The 14,663-nt window shown below is 47.9% G+C and carries 17 protein-coding genes; 14 read left to right on the forward strand and 3 right to left on the reverse strand.

What is annotated here, in order from left to right; all coding sequences use genetic code 11:
• The first annotated feature begins 24 nt into the window (after positions 1-24).
• Both hmgA and fahA read left to right on the forward strand, forming a co-directional pair.
• Positions 25-1,353: a homogentisate 1,2-dioxygenase gene (gene hmgA / locus H8K32_RS15715; protein ID WP_246447409.1), complete on the forward strand. Its 1,329-nt coding sequence runs from the start codon at positions 25-27 to the stop codon at positions 1,351-1,353.
• Complete coding sequence (gene fahA / locus H8K32_RS15720) at positions 1,354-2,685, forward strand: fumarylacetoacetase (RefSeq protein ID WP_186913495.1); 1,332 nt, start codon at positions 1,354-1,356, stop codon at positions 2,683-2,685. It begins immediately after the preceding gene.
• Positions 2,686-2,823: 138 nt separating this feature from the next.
• Here fahA and trmL read toward each other — a convergent pair whose 3' ends face one another.
• Both trmL and H8K32_RS20670 read right to left on the reverse strand, forming a co-directional pair.
• Positions 2,824-3,294 carry a tRNA (uridine(34)/cytosine(34)/5-carboxymethylaminomethyluridine(34)-2'-O)-methyltransferase TrmL gene (gene trmL / locus H8K32_RS15725; RefSeq protein ID WP_186913496.1) on the reverse strand — a complete coding sequence of 157 codons (471 nt, stop codon included), beginning with the start codon at positions 3,292-3,294 and terminating at the stop codon, positions 2,824-2,826.
• A 9-nt stretch (positions 3,295-3,303) separates the two neighbouring features.
• Complete coding sequence (locus H8K32_RS20670) at positions 3,304-4,254, reverse strand: ComF family protein (RefSeq protein WP_343068042.1); 951 nt, start codon at positions 4,252-4,254, stop codon at positions 3,304-3,306.
• Here H8K32_RS20670 and H8K32_RS15735 point away from each other — a divergent pair.
• From H8K32_RS15735 to H8K32_RS15760, 7 genes are all read left to right on the forward strand, one after another.
• Positions 4,151-5,065 carry a methyltransferase domain-containing protein gene (locus H8K32_RS15735; RefSeq protein ID WP_186913498.1) on the forward strand — a complete coding sequence of 305 codons (915 nt, stop codon included), beginning with the start codon at positions 4,151-4,153 and terminating at the stop codon, positions 5,063-5,065. The two genes, H8K32_RS20670 and H8K32_RS15735, sit on opposite strands and share 104 nt — an antisense overlap.
• Positions 5,066-5,598: 533 nt before the next feature.
• Positions 5,599-6,771 (forward strand): cytochrome c oxidase subunit II, encoded by a 1,173-nt coding sequence (gene coxB, locus H8K32_RS15740; RefSeq protein WP_186913499.1) that lies wholly within the window; start codon positions 5,599-5,601, stop codon positions 6,769-6,771.
• 26 nt (positions 6,772-6,797) lie between these two features.
• Positions 6,798-8,411, forward strand: coding sequence for a cytochrome c oxidase subunit I (ctaD, locus tag H8K32_RS15745; protein ID WP_186913500.1), 1,614 nt, complete (start codon positions 6,798-6,800; stop codon positions 8,409-8,411).
• Positions 8,412-8,474: 63 nt separating this feature from the next.
• On the forward strand, positions 8,475-8,585 hold the full coding sequence (locus H8K32_RS20175) for a cytochrome oxidase small assembly protein (RefSeq protein ID WP_222613146.1): 111 nt from the start codon (positions 8,475-8,477) through the stop codon (positions 8,583-8,585).
• A 12-nt stretch (positions 8,586-8,597) separates the two neighbouring features.
• The gene (locus H8K32_RS15750; RefSeq protein WP_186913501.1) at positions 8,598-9,188 is read left to right on the forward strand and encodes a cytochrome c oxidase assembly protein; all 591 of its coding nucleotides are present in this window, start codon (positions 8,598-8,600) and stop codon (positions 9,186-9,188) included.
• Positions 9,185-9,412 (forward strand): DUF2970 domain-containing protein, encoded by a 228-nt coding sequence (locus H8K32_RS15755; RefSeq protein WP_186913502.1) that lies wholly within the window; start codon positions 9,185-9,187, stop codon positions 9,410-9,412. The genes H8K32_RS15750 and H8K32_RS15755 overlap by 4 nt, the downstream gene beginning before the upstream one ends.
• Before the next feature lie 40 nt (positions 9,413-9,452).
• Positions 9,453-10,313, forward strand: coding sequence for a cytochrome c oxidase subunit 3 (locus H8K32_RS15760; RefSeq protein WP_186913503.1), 861 nt, complete (start codon positions 9,453-9,455; stop codon positions 10,311-10,313).
• Positions 10,314-10,414: 101 nt separating this feature from the next.
• On the opposite strand, the gene H8K32_RS15765 is transcribed toward H8K32_RS15760, so the two are convergent.
• Entirely contained in the window at positions 10,415-10,615 is a 201-nt protein-coding gene (locus H8K32_RS15765; protein ID WP_186913504.1) for a twin transmembrane helix small protein, read from the reverse strand.
• A gap of 68 nt (positions 10,616-10,683) precedes the next feature.
• On the opposite strand from H8K32_RS15765, the gene H8K32_RS15770 reads away from it, so the two are divergent.
• Genes H8K32_RS15770 through H8K32_RS15790 form a run of 5 tightly spaced genes read left to right on the forward strand, consistent with a single transcriptional unit; the run spans position 10,684 to position 14,616 of the window.
• Positions 10,684-11,448 carry an SURF1 family protein gene (locus H8K32_RS15770; RefSeq protein ID WP_186913505.1) on the forward strand — a complete coding sequence of 255 codons (765 nt, stop codon included), beginning with the start codon at positions 10,684-10,686 and terminating at the stop codon, positions 11,446-11,448.
• A complete protein-coding gene (locus H8K32_RS15775; protein WP_186913506.1) occupies positions 11,432-12,043 on the forward strand; it encodes an SCO family protein in 612 nt (203 codons plus the stop codon). The genes H8K32_RS15770 and H8K32_RS15775 overlap by 17 nt, the downstream gene beginning before the upstream one ends.
• Positions 12,044-12,048: 5 nt before the next feature.
• Complete coding sequence (locus tag H8K32_RS15780; RefSeq protein ID WP_186913507.1) at positions 12,049-13,140, forward strand: COX15/CtaA family protein; 1,092 nt, start codon at positions 12,049-12,051, stop codon at positions 13,138-13,140.
• A 1-nt stretch (position 13,141) separates the two neighbouring features.
• Positions 13,142-14,026, forward strand: a complete 885-nt coding sequence (gene cyoE, locus H8K32_RS15785) for a heme o synthase (RefSeq protein ID WP_186913508.1) — start codon at positions 13,142-13,144, stop codon at positions 14,024-14,026.
• Between the two features lie 2 nt (positions 14,027-14,028).
• Positions 14,029-14,616, forward strand: a complete 588-nt coding sequence (locus H8K32_RS15790; protein ID WP_186913509.1) for an SCO family protein — start codon at positions 14,029-14,031, stop codon at positions 14,614-14,616.
• Positions 14,617-14,663 lie beyond the last annotated feature (47 nt).

Consider the following 14,663-nt stretch of genomic DNA (forward strand, 5'->3'; position numbering starts at 1 on the left):
GAATATTTTGATCAAGGAGTGATGATGAGCGTGCAGATAAATACACCCGTGGCAACAGAAGACCTGGTCTATCAAACCGGTTTTGCGAATGAATACGCCACCGAAGCCTTGCCAGGCGCTTTGCCACAAAATCAGAATTCACCACAAAAATGTGCGTATGGCTTATATGCCGAGCAAATTTCTGGCACGGCATTTACTGCGCCGCGTCACGCGAATCGTCGCTCCTGGACCTATCGTATTCGTCCGGCAGCGATGCATCAGCCATTCAAACAAATCGATAATGGTAAGATGACCAATGACTTTTCAGCTGCACCTTCAACGCCAAATCAATTGCGTTGGGATCCGCAGCCAATGCCGGCCGTGCCGACCGATTTTATTGATGGCTGGTTGACGATGGCAGGTAATGGTTCTGCTGATGCGCAAACCGGATGTGCGATTCATTTATACGCAGCAAATAAAGACATGGTTGGGCGTTTTTATTACAACGCTGATGCTGAATTGCTGATTATTCCGCAACAAGGTCGCCTGCATTTGCGCACAGAAATGGGGCTGCTCAATATTGAGCCGCAAGAGATCGCAGTCATTCCGCGTGGTATCCGTTTCCAGGTGCAATTACCCGATGGCGAAGCACGTGGCTATGTCTGCGAAAACTTTGGCTGCATGTTGAAATTGCCAGATCTGGGCGTGATTGGCTCCAATGGTTTAGCCAATCCACGGGACTTCCAGACCCCAGTTGCCTGGTATGAAGACAAAGAAGGCGACTTTGAACTGGTCGCAAAATTCAGCGGTCATTTGTGGTCGGCAAAAATTGGTCATTCGCCTTTAGATGTCGTGGCATGGCATGGCAATTTCGCGCCTTACAAATATGATTTGCGTCACTTTAATACGATTGGCTCGATCAGCTACGACCATCCAGATCCGTCGATCTTCCTGGTTTTGCAAGCGCCTAGCGATACACCAGGCGTCGATACGATTGATTTTGTGATATTTCCACCGCGCTGGTTAGCGGCTGAAAATACCTTCCGCCCACCCTGGTTCCATCGCAATATTGCATCCGAGTTCATGGGTTTGATACATGGACAATACGATGCGAAGTCGACCGGATTCCGTCCGGGCGGTTCTAGTTTGCACAATTGCATGAGTGGACATGGTCCCGATGCGCCGACTTTTGAGAAGGCAAGTAATGCCGATACCCGCACGCCGCACAAAGTCGATGATACGATGGCGTTTATGATAGAAACGCGTAATATCATCAAACCTACCCGTGCCGCGATGGAATCGCCGCAATTGCAGGCCGATTACTACCAATGCTGGCAGGGTATTAAAAAGTATTTCAATCCGGAGCAAAAATAAATGACGGTTCAACTCAACGAAACCCACGACATCAACCTGCGTAGCTGGGTCGCCTCGGCCAACAATGCTGAGACTGATTTCCCGATCCAAAATTTGCCGTATGGCATGTTTCGTCGTCAGGGCAGTAATCAGACTTTCCGCATTGGTGTGGCGATTGGCGATCAGATTCTCGATCTGGCCGCAGCGCACGCCGTGCACGCCTTTGCCGGGTATACCGAATTGCAGGGCGGACATTTTACCGCTGCTGTGAATGGTCAGAATTTAAATGGCATGATGGGCTTGGGTGCGCCAGTATGGTCAGCATTACGCCTGGCGCTGTCCCGTGTGCTGCGTGAAGGCTCCTCACAGCAAGGCACATTACAAGCCTGCCTGTTGGCACAATCTGCAGCGGAGTTTGCATTGCCAGCACAGATTGGTGACTACACTGATTTCTATACGTCGGTGCACCACGCAACAGCGGTCGGTAAATTATTCCGTCCAGATAATCCATTGTTGCCAAATTACAAGTGGATACCAATCGGCTATCACGGACGCGCTTCGTCTATCGGCGTGTCAGGTCAACAGTTCCGTCGCCCGATTGCACAAACCAAACCGCCTACGTCCGAAACGCCAGTATTTGGTCCCGCTAAACGTATGGATTATGAACTGGAAGTCGGTATTTTCATCGGTCAGGGCAATGCACTGGGTGATGTGATTAATATGGAACGCGCTGAATCCCATGTGTTTGGCCTGTGCCTGTTGAATGACTGGTCGGCGCGTGATGTGCAAGCATGGGAATATCAACCGCTTGGCCCTTTCCTGGCAAAAAATTTCGCTTCGACGATTTCTCCTTGGGTTGTCACCTTGGAAGCGCTCGCACCGTACCGCCTAGGCTGGACGCGCGATGCTGCTGATCCACAGCCATTGCCTTATCTCGATTCTGCTGATTTACGTGACAGCGCAGCATTCGACATCGAACTCGAAGTCTTGCTGCAAACTGAAAAAATGCGCACTGACGGTACGCCACCACAACGCTTGTCTTTGTCGAATTTCCGTCATTCGTATTGGACGGTTTCTCAGTTAGTGACGCACCATACCGTCAACGGTTGTAATCTGAATCCTGGTGATTTGTTAGGTTCAGGCACGCAATCAGGCCCAGCACCGGAGGAAGCAGGTTCGTTGTTGGAACTGACTGAAGGTGGTAAAAAGTCCATCGCTTTGAGCAACGGTGAGCAGCGCGTTTTCATGGAAGATGGCGATGCCATTATCATGCGTGGTTGGGCACAAAAAGAAGGCGTAGCACGGGTAGGTTTTGGTGAGGTTGTAGGTACTTTGTTGCCTGCACGTAGCTAAATCTATATCAGCCTGACTACTATATTCAGGCTATGCAAAACTGAAGACCTTCTCCCGCTTGCGGGGGAAGGTAATGACAAAAGTGAGTGAATTTTATGCAATGGGTGCCAGCGCCAAGGCATAGCAAGCTATCACTTCTTATGCGCCGCCCACAAACCCATTCTGGCGCCAGGCTTCATAAACGACGACCGCCACGGTATTCGACAAGTTCAGGCTGCGGTTGTCGGGACGCATAGGCAGGCGTATGCGCTGGGCTTCCGGAAAGCTGTTGCGTAGATCTGGGGCAAGACCGCGGGTTTCGGCGCCAAATACAAAATAATCGCCAGGTTTAAACTCTGCATTAGCAAATACACCAGATCCATGCGTAGTGAGCGCAAACATACGACTTTGATCTGGTTGTTCCTGAGCGAGAAACGCTTCCCAATTTTTATGCACTTTCATTGTCGCATAATCATGGTAATCCAGACCTGCACGTTTCATTTTGCTATCATCAAGGGGGAATCCCAACGGTTCGATCAGGTGCAGTTGCACCCCCGTGTTTGCGCACAAGCGAATGATATTGCCAGTATTTGGTGGTATTTCGGGCTCAACTAAGACGACGTGAAACAAGGCATTTCCTTAATAAAAATGAGGTGGCGTGCGGGCAAATACGTAATTCGTGACTTTCTCCGCACCAAAGCGTTTCAGCATTGTAGCGATTTCATGCAGGGTCATGCCAGTCGTCATCACATCATCGACAATTGCAATGTGTGCACCTTTTACTTTTGATAACCAGGCTTCATCCAGCATAAACGCATTTTTGACGTTTTTCACGCGAGCATCCGGTGTCAGGCTACTTTGTTGGCTGGTCTCGCGGATGCGATGCATTGCCTGGACCGCGAATGGTATACCAAGATGTTGTGCTAAGGGACGGGCAATTTCTGTCGCCTGGTTAAAACCCCGTTCGCGTAATCTGTTCTCCCCCAGCGGCACAGCGCACAAGAAATCAGGCAGGCTATCCGGCGTGTTCTGCAAAATCGCATCTCTTAACATCCGCGCAAATAAAGGTGCTAAAGCGAGTTGATGACCGAACTTGAGTGCCAACACCATTTGATCTCGTGGTGCTGCGTAATCACATGCCACAATACTGGTATCAAACGAGGGTGGGTTTTGCAGGCAATCACCACAACGTGGCGTGTTCGCGCCAGGAGGCATAGTCAACGCACACTGTTTGCAACGGCTTGTCGCTCGTCTAAAATAGTTGGTTTGACAATCTGTACATAATATTTTGGATTGATGCGCGTGGCACAGCACGCAACTGCATGGCAGCAGCGCGTTCATTGTCACGCTCAGGCTTTTTCTGACTATCAGGGGTAAATAGAACATAGATAGGTGGCAAATGGGCAGCAAATCAGCGTGAGGTATCACAAACGTGTAAACTACGACCTTACCACATTCAAATCCAAACTTCGTTCGTTTCCATTTTATGCTCAGTGCTCCTATCGATCTGCAACTGGTTCGCCAGCTTTTCTCTCGTCCTGAAAAAATCTCTCCATCTGATTTTTTACGCAGAGAAATTGCCGGACGCATGCGCGAAAAGCTGGAACTCGTCAAAATCCAGCCCATACGGGTGCTCGATGCGGGTTGTGGTGCTGGCGCTGATTTGCCTGAATTGCAAAGAATGTATCCGGATACGCAGGTAGTCGGTCTGGACGCTGCATTACCAATGTTGACGCAGATTCAGCAGCAAGAGCATGCCGCCATGAGCGCGGTCGGACGCCTGTTGGCAAAATGGACGCCTGCTGCTTTGCGCAGTGAACAAGGCGCCACCTTACTATGTGGCGACTTTGCCAGTGTCCCTCTGGCACCGCAAAGTGTTGACTTGATTTGGTCAAATCTGGCTTTGCACTGGCATCCTCAGCCCGATCTGATTTTCGCTGAGTGGCGCCGCATTTTGCGCACTGAAGGTTTGCTGATGTTCTCTTGCTTTGGTCCGGATACGTTGATCGAATTGCGCGAGGCTTTTGCCCAGGTCGATGCAACACCGCACGTACTGCCATTTGTGGATATGCATGATTTTGGCGACATGCTGGTCAATGCTGGATTTGCGACACCGGTCATGGATATGGAAAAAATCACACTAACCTATCAAGATCCGCATAAACTTCTGGCCGACGTGCGAGCCTTGGGTGGCAATCCATTAAGTACGCGTCGTCAAGGCTTAAGCGGAAAAAACGCCTACCGCGCTTTGCTGGCAGCAATAGAACGCCAACGTGCTGCCGATGGTCGCATCAAGCTGACGTTTGAAGTTGTCTACGGCCACGCCTTCCGTCCCGTCAGCCGCACAACGGCTGCAGGAGAATCGATCGTGCGTTTTGATTTGCCGAAAAAACGGGATTGAGATTCTGGTAGCTAATGGCATTCGTGGATCTGAGCTTGCCTCTCAAATGAAATTGCCAGAGTGGATTAAATTTTTGCTAATTTAATCCAGATCAAAAACGAATACAAAAACTTGTAAAGCATTTTTTAATTATTTGTTTCATTTGAGCCAGATCAACGATTTCTGTCGTGCATTCTGCTTGATATCCTTTCACTTTCCATCTTATACTCAGACCGTTGTAGAAGTTGCCAGTTCGCACTTTGTTAGGTCTTATGCAAAAAATGCCGCTGTCGGCATGAAAGCTTCAAGGTTCAGCCTAGTACAATTTGCACTGCCTTCGTCGATATGGTGTAGTCGGAATAGTGCTCTTTAGTATTAGCCGATCAAATGAATATACTGTGTCATATGAATTGATGACAGGATATTTCCCTAACCCCGAATGCATTTGCGCCTTGCAGTCATGTTTTTGCGTTAGCTCTAAATGTAATTTGTAGTCAAGGTGATGCGTCTTGGCGCTGGTTCATAATAATTCTAATCGGGGTTTTGGGGAAAACATGAAACAAGCAAAGCGATTAAAGTCGTTCATGCTGGGTGCCTCTCTGCTGGCGGCCAGTTTGCCGACATGGGCAGTGGTAGATAGTCAGGGCGGCCCTGCGGTACTTCAGCTAAATTTGCAAACACCAGTTACGCAGATAGCCGAACAAATTTACTCGATACACAATCTGATGCTGATCATTTGCCTGGTCATCTTCGTGGCCGTGTTCGGGGTCATGTTTTATTCTATTCTGAAGCATCGTAAATCTTTGGGTCACAAGCCTGCGACTTTCCATGAAAGTACATCAGTAGAAATTGCCTGGACCATCGTTCCTTTCCTTATCGTGATCGGTATGGCGCTGCCAGCGACCAAAACGGTAGTAGCGATGAAAGACACCTCAAACGCCGATATCACCATTAAAGCCACAGGTATGCAGTGGAAATGGGGTTACGACTACCTCAAAGGTGAAGGCGAAGGGATTTCATTTTTATCGACACTCGCTACACCGCGTACGCAGGTTGGCTCACCTGGTGTCGCTCCAACGGAAGCGCGCGGTGACAACTACCTGCTCGAAGTCGACAATGAAGTTGTGGTGCCGGTCAACAAAAAAGTCCGCCTGATTACGACGGCCAATGACGTGATCCACTCTTGGACTATCCCCGCATTTGGTGTGAAACAAGATGCGATTCCGGGATATGTGCGCGATACCTGGTTCAAAGCAGAAAAAATCGGTACTTACCGTGGCCAGTGCGTAGAGTTATGCGGTAAAGAGCACGCCTTTATGCCTATCGTGGTTAAAGTGGTTTCTGCTGAAGACTACAAATTGTGGGTTGACGGTAAGAAAAAAGAAATGGCCGCAAAAGCCGATGATCCTAATAAAGTCTGGACCATCGATGAGCTCAAACAGCGTGGTGAAAAAGTCTATGCTTCCAATTGTGTGGTTTGCCATCAAGCCTCAGGTAAAGGTGTTCCTGGTGCTTTCCCTGCATTAGATGGTTCCGGTGTTGTTGCAGGTCCTAAAGACGCGCAGGTACATTTGGTGTTGAACGGTAAAGCGGCGATGCCATCCTGGAAGGCAACTTTATCTGATACGGAAATTGCAGCAGTTATTACCTACACACGTAATAACTGGTCCAATAAATCCGCAGAAAACATTGTCCAGCCGGCCGAAGTTTTGGCGGCGCGTAAGTAATTGCACAGAACAGTACAGGAGACAAGATGAGTACAACCACCGTTGATCACGCTCACGATCACGACCATTCTCACGGCCACGATCATGATCATGCGCACGACCATCCGCATGGCTGGCGTCGTTGGTTATTTGCCACTAACCATAAAGATATTGGCACGCTGTATCTGTGGTTTGCTTTCACCATGCTGTTGACGGGTGGTGTATTGGCTTTGATCATTCGAGCAGAATTGTTCCAACCTGGTTTGCAATTGGTGCAACCAGAATTCTTTAACCAATTAACCACGATGCATGGTCTGATCATGGTGTTCGGTGCGATTATGCCGGCCTTCGTTGGTTTTGCGAACTGGATGATTCCATTGCAAATCGGTGCCTCCGATATGGCATTTGCCCGTATGAATAATTTTTCATTCTGGTTGATGCCACCTGCAGCGATTTTGCTGGTGACGTCGTTCTGGGTACCTGGTGGTGCCACGGCTGCGGGTTGGACCTTGTACGCGCCGCTGTCGACGCAAATGGGGCCTGGTATGGATATGGCAATTTTTGCTGTGCATATCATGGGTGCTTCGTCGATCATGGGTTCGATCAATATCATCACAACGATTTTGAATATGCGTGCTCCAGGTATGACATTGATGAAGATGCCAATGTTCTGCTGGACATGGTTGATTACTGCATATTTGTTGATCGCTGTGATGCCTGTCCTGGCTGGCGCGATTACCATGACGCTGACAGATCGTCATTTTGGTACTTCCTTCTTTAATGCTGCTGGCGGTGGTGATCCTGTGATGTATCAACACATCTTCTGGTTCTTTGGTCACCCAGAGGTGTACATCATGATTTTGCCAGCGTTTGGTATTATCTCTCACATCATTCCTACGTTTGCCCGTAAGCCTTTGTTTGGTTATGCATCCATGGTGTATGCGACGGCATCGATTGCGATTTTGTCCTTCATCGTTTGGGCGCATCACATGTTCACTACTGGTATGCCAGTGACGGCCCAGTTGTTCTTCATGTACGCGACGATGTTGATTGCCGTACCAACTGGCGTGAAAGTCTTTAACTGGGTAGCGACAATGTGGAGAGGCTCGATGACATTCGAGACGCCAATGTTGTTTGCCGTTGGTTTCATCTTCGTATTTACGATGGGTGGTTTTACTGGATTGATTCTGGCGGTGACACCGATTGATATCCAGTTGCAAGATACTTACTATGTGGTGGCGCATTTCCACTATGTGTTGGTGGCTGGCTCTTTGTTTGCCTTGTTTGCTGGTTACTACTACTGGGGACCAAAATGGACAGGTTTCATGTACAACGAAACCCGTGGCAAAATCCATTTTTGGGCATCGTTGATTTTCTTTAACATCACTTTCTTCCCTATGCATTTCTTGGGATTAGCGGGGATGCCACGTCGTTATGCCGATTACCCAGCGCAATTCACTGATTTCAATCAGCTTGCAAGTATTGGCGCGTTTGGCTTTGGTTTATCTCAGGTGTTCTTTATTCTGGCGGTGGTGATTCCTTCCATCAGAGGCGGCAAACCTGCACCTGCAAGCCCTTGGGAAGGTGCTGAAGGTCTGGAATGGACTGTACCAAGCCCAGCACCATTCCACACATTTGAAGAACCACCTGTCGTTAAATAATCAACCTGAACGACGCTGTAGTTGACTTATTCAAGTGCAGCGTCACGGATGGCAAAAGCCACTATGAAAAACGATAAAAAAAAGCCGAATAATCTCAGGACTGCGCTGATCTTGTTTTCAGTTGCCATCATCTTTTTTGCTGGTGTCATTTTGAAACAGACCCTGCGTTTTTAAAACGGAAATTGCATGGCTGAGCAAGACCAGAAATTGTCAGATATAAGTAAAAAACTCAATGCGACCATGCTCGGTAAGTTGATCGTGATTGCGATAGTGATGTTTGGATTTGGTTATGCTTTAGTGCCGATTTACAAACAAATTTGTGAAGTGACGGGCATTAATATTTTGACGCCTAAAGATATCTCTGCCAAAGAGTTATCGAATTCACAGATTGATCGTAGTCGTGAAGTCACCATTGAGTTTGATGCTAACACGCAAGGTCCATGGCGCTTTCGGCCGACGGTGACAAGCATGAAAGTGCATCCTGGCGAGATGTCGCAGATTGTGTATGAAGTGGTTAATAAGCAGTCGTATAAGATGGATGCGCAAGCGATACCCAGTTATGCGCCTCAGCAAGCGAGTGCGTTTTTCAAAAAAATAGAATGTTTTTGTTTTAAGCAGCAAACGCTGGGGCCCAATGAGGCGCGGCAAATGCCGGTGGTGTTTTATATTGATCCGGCTTTACCTGAGGATGTCAAAACAATTACGCTGTCCTATACCTTTTTTGAGGTAGGCGGGGCACCGAAGTTAAGTAGTTCGACAGAACAAGGTAAATCATGAGTGAAGTAGAAGAAACAACGAAACCCCAGGCGAAACAGCAAGCCTCGTTTTTTAAAGCAATGAAAGCGGTGTTTTGGTCGTTTCTTGGTATTCGTAAAAAAAATGATTATGAGCAGGACGCAGCAAAGCTCAATCCGGTTCACGTCATCATTGCCGGATTGATCGGAGCACTAATTTTTATTTCAACTTTAGTGCTGATCGTTCGGCAGGTAGTCGCAAAATAACAATTTAAGTAAGTATATTCAATTGCATCAGGAGATGGAAATGAGTTCTTCAAACGCGAAAGCGCCTTATTATTTTGTACCAGGGCCATCTCAATGGCCAGTGCTGGCGGGCTTCTCTCTGCTAGTGACCATGTTTGGCGCATCTGCCTGGGTCAATGGCTTAGGCTGGGGGCCATACGCGAATGGTATTGGTATTTTCTTGACGCTGGTGGTGTTGTACAACTGGTTTGGCGATGCTATCGCTGAATCCGAAGGTGGAAAATATAGCGAGCGTATTGATACGTCTTTCCGTTGGAGTATGAGCTGGTTCATTTTCTCTGAAGTGATGTTTTTCGGTGCATTCTTCGGTGCTTTGTTCTATGCGCGTAGCATCTCTATGCCATGGTTGTCTGATCTGGACCATAAGGTCTTATGGCCGAATTTCTCTGGTCAATGGGGCAACACTGGGCCAGCGGGAACGATAGAAGCATTCAAAACCATGACGCCTTTTCCTATCCCGACGATCAACACGGCTTTGTTGTTGACATCTGGTGTCACATTGACGATTGCGCATCACGCTTTGCGTGCTGGTCATCGTTCTCAAACGGCCTTCTGGTTGTTTGCGACGATTTTGCTCGGTGCCACTTTCATGGGTTGCCAGGCGTATGAGTATATCGAGGCTTATCACGAACTGAACCTGAAATTAACCTCCGGTATTTACGGTTCCACCTTCTTCATGCTGACTGGTTTCCACGGCTTCCATGTGACCATGGGTGCGATTATGTTGTCAGTCGTGTTGTTCCGCGTCATGAAGGGTCACTTTACGCCTGAGCAGCATTTCGCATTTGAAGGGGCTGCATGGTACTGGCACTTTGTTGACGTCGTTTGGCTGGGCTTGTACGTGGTTGTATATTGGCTCTAAGTTGCCTGGCTGTTCATTACTTACTTCGCTGTTTGAATGAGCATCACCATGTAAAAAGCCGCACTTTTTCAGTGCGGCTTTTTTATACGGGGAATGAGGTTTTATCTGATACCAGTGGGTTGTATTAAGCCGAAATGATTGGCCAGCAGAATTAATAAAAACAGACTGATAGAAAAGCCAACGCGAAACGCCAGTGCTTTGACGGTGCGATTGCTGCGACCTTTATCTTTCATCAAAAATACCAGGGCAGAGCCCATACTGAATATAATCAGAAAAAAAGCAATGGCGACGAGAATTTTCATACTTGAACTTTGCTAAGACGTCATACTAGTTGAATGATTTTCCATTGTAATACTTTCGTCATGCGCTTATGTTTATTTCCTTTCGATTGAAGTTTTTTCCCTTCGTTGCTACCGTCGTGGTGGTTAGCATTGGTATCGGTTTAGCCCAATGGCAGACGCGACGTGCGCTGGAAAAAGAACAGATTGCGAGCCAGATCAGTACACTTGCTCGGATGCCTGCGCATCGCATCGCTGCTGATAAAGCCTTATCGACGGTGCCAGTATTTAGTAAGGTTTTACTACGTGGTGAATTCGTCGCACAATGGCCACTCTATCTCGATAATCGTCCTATGCAGGGCAATGCGGGTCTGTACGTGTTGATGCCGTTTCATCTCGAAGGTAGTCAGCGCAACGTGCTGATCGCACGGGGTTGGCAGGCACGAAATCAGCAAGACAGAAAGACTGTGCCCACGCTGATAACGCCAACAGGCGTCGTCGAAATCGAAGGCGTTCTGCGTGATAAGTTAGATAGAGTGATGCAATTAGGGCAGCCAGATGCTTTAAAGCCTGGTGCTATTGTGCAGAATCTTGAAGTAACGAGTCTGGCACAACAAAGCGGCATAGCGCTGGAGCCGCTCATCGTGGAGCAAACGTCGGATACTTCCGACGGCTTGTTGCGACATTGGTCTGTGCCGTCTGCCGGTGCTGAAAAACACCGTGCCTATGCATTTCAGTGGTATGCCTTATCGGGCATGGCATGTTTATTTTTTGTAGTGACAGGAATTCGTCGTGGAAAACACAAAGTATCAAACAGCAATGACAAATCAGACACAAACAATGCAGCAACACACTAATACCGCCAAAGGCCGCTGGAAACTATTTTTAGTCATCGCTATTTGCGCGGCTCCGATGATTGCTTCGTACATTGCGTATTATGTCATCAAGCCTGAAGGGCGCACCAACTATGGCACGATACTCGATCCACGCGAACACCCAATGCCAGAACTGCACGCGCATTTGTTGGGTGATGCCACGCCTGTGAATGCAGGCAAAACCACGGGATTAGAAGCGTACCGCGGCAAGTGGATCATGTTGAGTGTTGATAGTGGTGATTGTGCGGATGCCTGTCAAAAAAAGCTGATCGATGTGCGTCAGCTCAGATTAACTCAGGGCAAAGACATGGACAGGATAGAGCGTGTCTGGCTATTAGCGGATGAGCAAGCAATCGCGACCAGTCTGTTGCGCGAACACGATGGTTTGCATGTTTTGCGTGCTGATGCCAAGGCGCTCAAAGGCTGGTTGCCCGCCACCAATGAATCAGAAATCAGCGATCATATATACTTGATCGACCCTCTGGGAAATCTGATGATGCGCTTTCCCAAAGATGCTAATCCGAATCTGATTAAAAAGGATCTGACCAAGTTGCTGCGCGCATCAGCAATAGGTTAAACATTATGTGGTTACAACTTGCTTTAACTGGACTCGGTGTCGCGGTCATACCGTTGTGCATTGTGTTCTTATCAAAAGAAACAAATAAACATCGCAAACTGATCGCGGTCACCTTAACGTTGACGTTTGAACTCATCATGTTTGGTGCGTTTACCCGGCTGACTGATTCCGGTCTGGGATGTCCCGATTGGCCGGGCTGTTATGGACAAGCGAATCCTTTGTTGTCTCATGAAGCGATCAAAGCTGCCGAAGTCGCTATGCCACATGGACCAGTAACAACACAAAAAGCCTGGATAGAAATGGTGCATCGTTATTTGGCGATGAGTGTCGGTGTACTAATCTGTGCTCAGGTCTTGCTGGCTTGGATGCGAAAAAAGACGACTGATATTTCACCGTGGTTGACCACCTCTGCTTTGCTTTGCGTGTGTGTACAAGGTGCTTTTGGTGCGTGGACGGTCACGCTCAAATTACAACCTGTTATCGTGACCACCCATTTGTTATTGGGCATGGGTCTTTTGGCTTTGTTAGCGGCTGTACTTGAACAGCATAGCCACCAGATTAAGCATGTCTCCAGTATGGCTCCCAATGTCGCAAAAGCATTGATACTGCCCGCGACGTTTGCTTTGATTCTCTTGTTTATACAGGTCGCCTTAGGTGGTTGGGTAAGCACTAACTACGCAGCACTCGCTTGTCAGGATTATCCTTTGTGTCACGGTCAAGTCGTGCCAACGATGGATTTTGAACATGGTTTTAGTCTCTGGCGTCAGCTAGGGATGACCACTAATGGAGAGTACTTGCCTTTTCCTGCCTTAGTTGCGATACATTGGTTACACCGGAACTTTGCCTTGCTGGTAATAGTGGTGGTGAGCTATGTAGCATGGCAGGCAATGCGCACACCAGGGTTTGAGTCACTAGGAAATAAATTGTTGTTGGCAATTGTTTTACAGTTCCTGATCGGGGTGTCGACCATTTTCTTTTCTTGGCCCTTATTATTAGCAGTTTTACACAACGGCGGTGCGGCAATGCTAGTCCTGTTGCTGACCATGTTAAACTATCGCGTTAGGCATGCCAGCCATGCCCTCAGTTCACCCATTTAACATGACCACTTTAAGTTTGCCCTCAAACCGTTTAGCCCAATACTGGGCATTAACCAAACCGCGCGTTACCCAATTGGCGGTATTTTGTGCCGTTATTGGCATGTTTCTCGCTACCCCTGATTTGCCTGACTGGCATGTTGTAGTAGCTGCGACCATCGGTATCTGGTTATTGGCTGGTGCTGCATTTGCGATTAACTGTCTGGTCGAGCGTGAAATTGACGCCCGTATGGCGCGCACTGCACGTCGTGCCACAGCGCAAGGAGAAATCAGTGCCTTGCAAACTCTGGTATTTTCTGGTGTGATTGGCGGCATCGGTATGTGGGTACTCAACACCTTGGTCAATCCACTCACGATGTGGCTAACGTTTGTGACCTTTGTCGGTTATGCCATTATCTATACGATCATTTTAAAACCGGCAACGCCACAAAATATTGTGATTGGCGGTTTATCCGGTGCGATGCCACCTGCTTTAGGTTGGGCAGCGGTTGCCAATGATGTGCCTATGCAAGCTTGGTTGCTGGTATTGATTATCTTTATCTGGACACCACCGCATTTTTGGGCTCTGGCGATGTATCGCCGTGACGATTATGCACGTTCGGGGTTGCCGATGTTGCCGATTACTCATGGACCTGAAATAACACGCTTGCATATCTGGCTCTACACCATTGCTTTGTTTGCGACCACGATGTTGCCGTATGCAGTACATATGAGTGGTTTGATTTATTTGTTTAGCGCTGTGGTGCTGGGTGGGATCTTCCTGTGGTACGCATGGCAAATGTATCGCAATTACAGCGATATTCTGGCGCGTAAAACCTTTGCTTACTCGATCATTTATTTGTCTTTGTTGTTCGCCGCTTTGTTGGTCGATCACTATCTGAAGTTTTGATTATGTTAAAAAAAATTCTGTCTTGTTTTTTGATTACCGGTCTGCTGACGCTGTTAGCGGCTTGTAATCCTCCTGCTGAAAAATTTTCAAACACCGACATCACCGGCATCGATTACGCCAAGGATTTTGCGCTGACTGATCACAATGGCAAGGCACGTACTCTGGCCGACTTTAAAGGCAAAGTGGTCGTTATGTTTTTTGGTTATACCCAGTGTCCTGATGTCTGCCCGACGACCATGGTAGAGATGGCAAATGTGATGCAACAATTGGGACAGCAGGCAGACAAAGTGCAGGTGATCTTCGTCACCATTGATCCTGAGCGCGATACGCAGGCTTTGCTGGCGTCTTACGTGCCGAATTTTGATCAACGTTTTTTAGGTATGTACGGTGATGCTGCCGCCACTGCCAAAATTGCGAAAAATTTTAAAGTGTATTACCAGAAAGTCCCCGGCAAGACGCAGACCAGCTATACGATGGATCATACGGCTGGTAGCTACGTGTTTGACACGGATGGGCATATACGCTTGTTCTTAAGCCTTGGTCAAGGAATAGAGCCTATCGTGCATGATTTGAAATTGCTACTTAAGTAATTTGTTTCAATACTTTATTGAAGTCGAAAAAAAAGCACTCATTGAGT

The organism is Cognatundibacterium jejuense (assembly GCF_014284255.1).
Taxonomy (GTDB): domain Bacteria; phylum Pseudomonadota; class Gammaproteobacteria; order Burkholderiales; family Burkholderiaceae_D; genus Undibacterium; species Undibacterium jejuense.

What these genes read in the sequence shown, in the direction of transcription:
- hmgA (WP_246447409.1), top strand. Translation starts at nt 25, where the DNA reads ATGAGCGTGCAGATAAATACACCCGTGGCAACAGAAGACCTGGTCTAT.
- fahA (WP_186913495.1), top strand. Translation starts at nt 1,354, where the DNA reads ATGACGGTTCAACTCAACGAAACCCACGACATCAACCTGCGTAGCTGG.
- H8K32_RS15735 (WP_186913498.1), top strand. Translation starts at nt 4,151, where the DNA reads ATGCTCAGTGCTCCTATCGATCTGCAACTGGTTCGCCAGCTTTTCTCT.
- H8K32_RS20670 (WP_343068042.1), bottom strand. Translation starts at nt 4,254, where the DNA reads ATGCGTCCGGCAATTTCTCTGCGTAAAAAATCAGATGGAGAGATTTTT.
- coxB (WP_186913499.1), top strand. Translation starts at nt 5,599, where the DNA reads ATGAAACAAGCAAAGCGATTAAAGTCGTTCATGCTGGGTGCCTCTCTG.
- ctaD (WP_186913500.1), top strand. Translation starts at nt 6,798, where the DNA reads ATGAGTACAACCACCGTTGATCACGCTCACGATCACGACCATTCTCAC.
- H8K32_RS20175 (WP_222613146.1), top strand. Translation starts at nt 8,475, where the DNA reads ATGAAAAACGATAAAAAAAAGCCGAATAATCTCAGGACTGCGCTGATC.
- H8K32_RS15750 (WP_186913501.1), top strand. Translation starts at nt 8,598, where the DNA reads ATGGCTGAGCAAGACCAGAAATTGTCAGATATAAGTAAAAAACTCAAT.
- H8K32_RS15755 (WP_186913502.1), top strand. Translation starts at nt 9,185, where the DNA reads ATGAGTGAAGTAGAAGAAACAACGAAACCCCAGGCGAAACAGCAAGCC.
- H8K32_RS15760 (WP_186913503.1), top strand. Translation starts at nt 9,453, where the DNA reads ATGAGTTCTTCAAACGCGAAAGCGCCTTATTATTTTGTACCAGGGCCA.
- H8K32_RS15765 (WP_186913504.1), bottom strand. Translation starts at nt 10,615, where the DNA reads ATGAAAATTCTCGTCGCCATTGCTTTTTTTCTGATTATATTCAGTATG.
- H8K32_RS15770 (WP_186913505.1), top strand. Translation starts at nt 10,684, where the DNA reads ATGTTTATTTCCTTTCGATTGAAGTTTTTTCCCTTCGTTGCTACCGTC.
- H8K32_RS15775 (WP_186913506.1), top strand. Translation starts at nt 11,432, where the DNA reads ATGCAGCAACACACTAATACCGCCAAAGGCCGCTGGAAACTATTTTTA.
- H8K32_RS15780 (WP_186913507.1), top strand. Translation starts at nt 12,049, where the DNA reads ATGTGGTTACAACTTGCTTTAACTGGACTCGGTGTCGCGGTCATACCG.
- cyoE (WP_186913508.1), top strand. Translation starts at nt 13,142, where the DNA reads ATGACCACTTTAAGTTTGCCCTCAAACCGTTTAGCCCAATACTGGGCA.
- H8K32_RS15790 (WP_186913509.1), top strand. Translation starts at nt 14,029, where the DNA reads ATGTTAAAAAAAATTCTGTCTTGTTTTTTGATTACCGGTCTGCTGACG.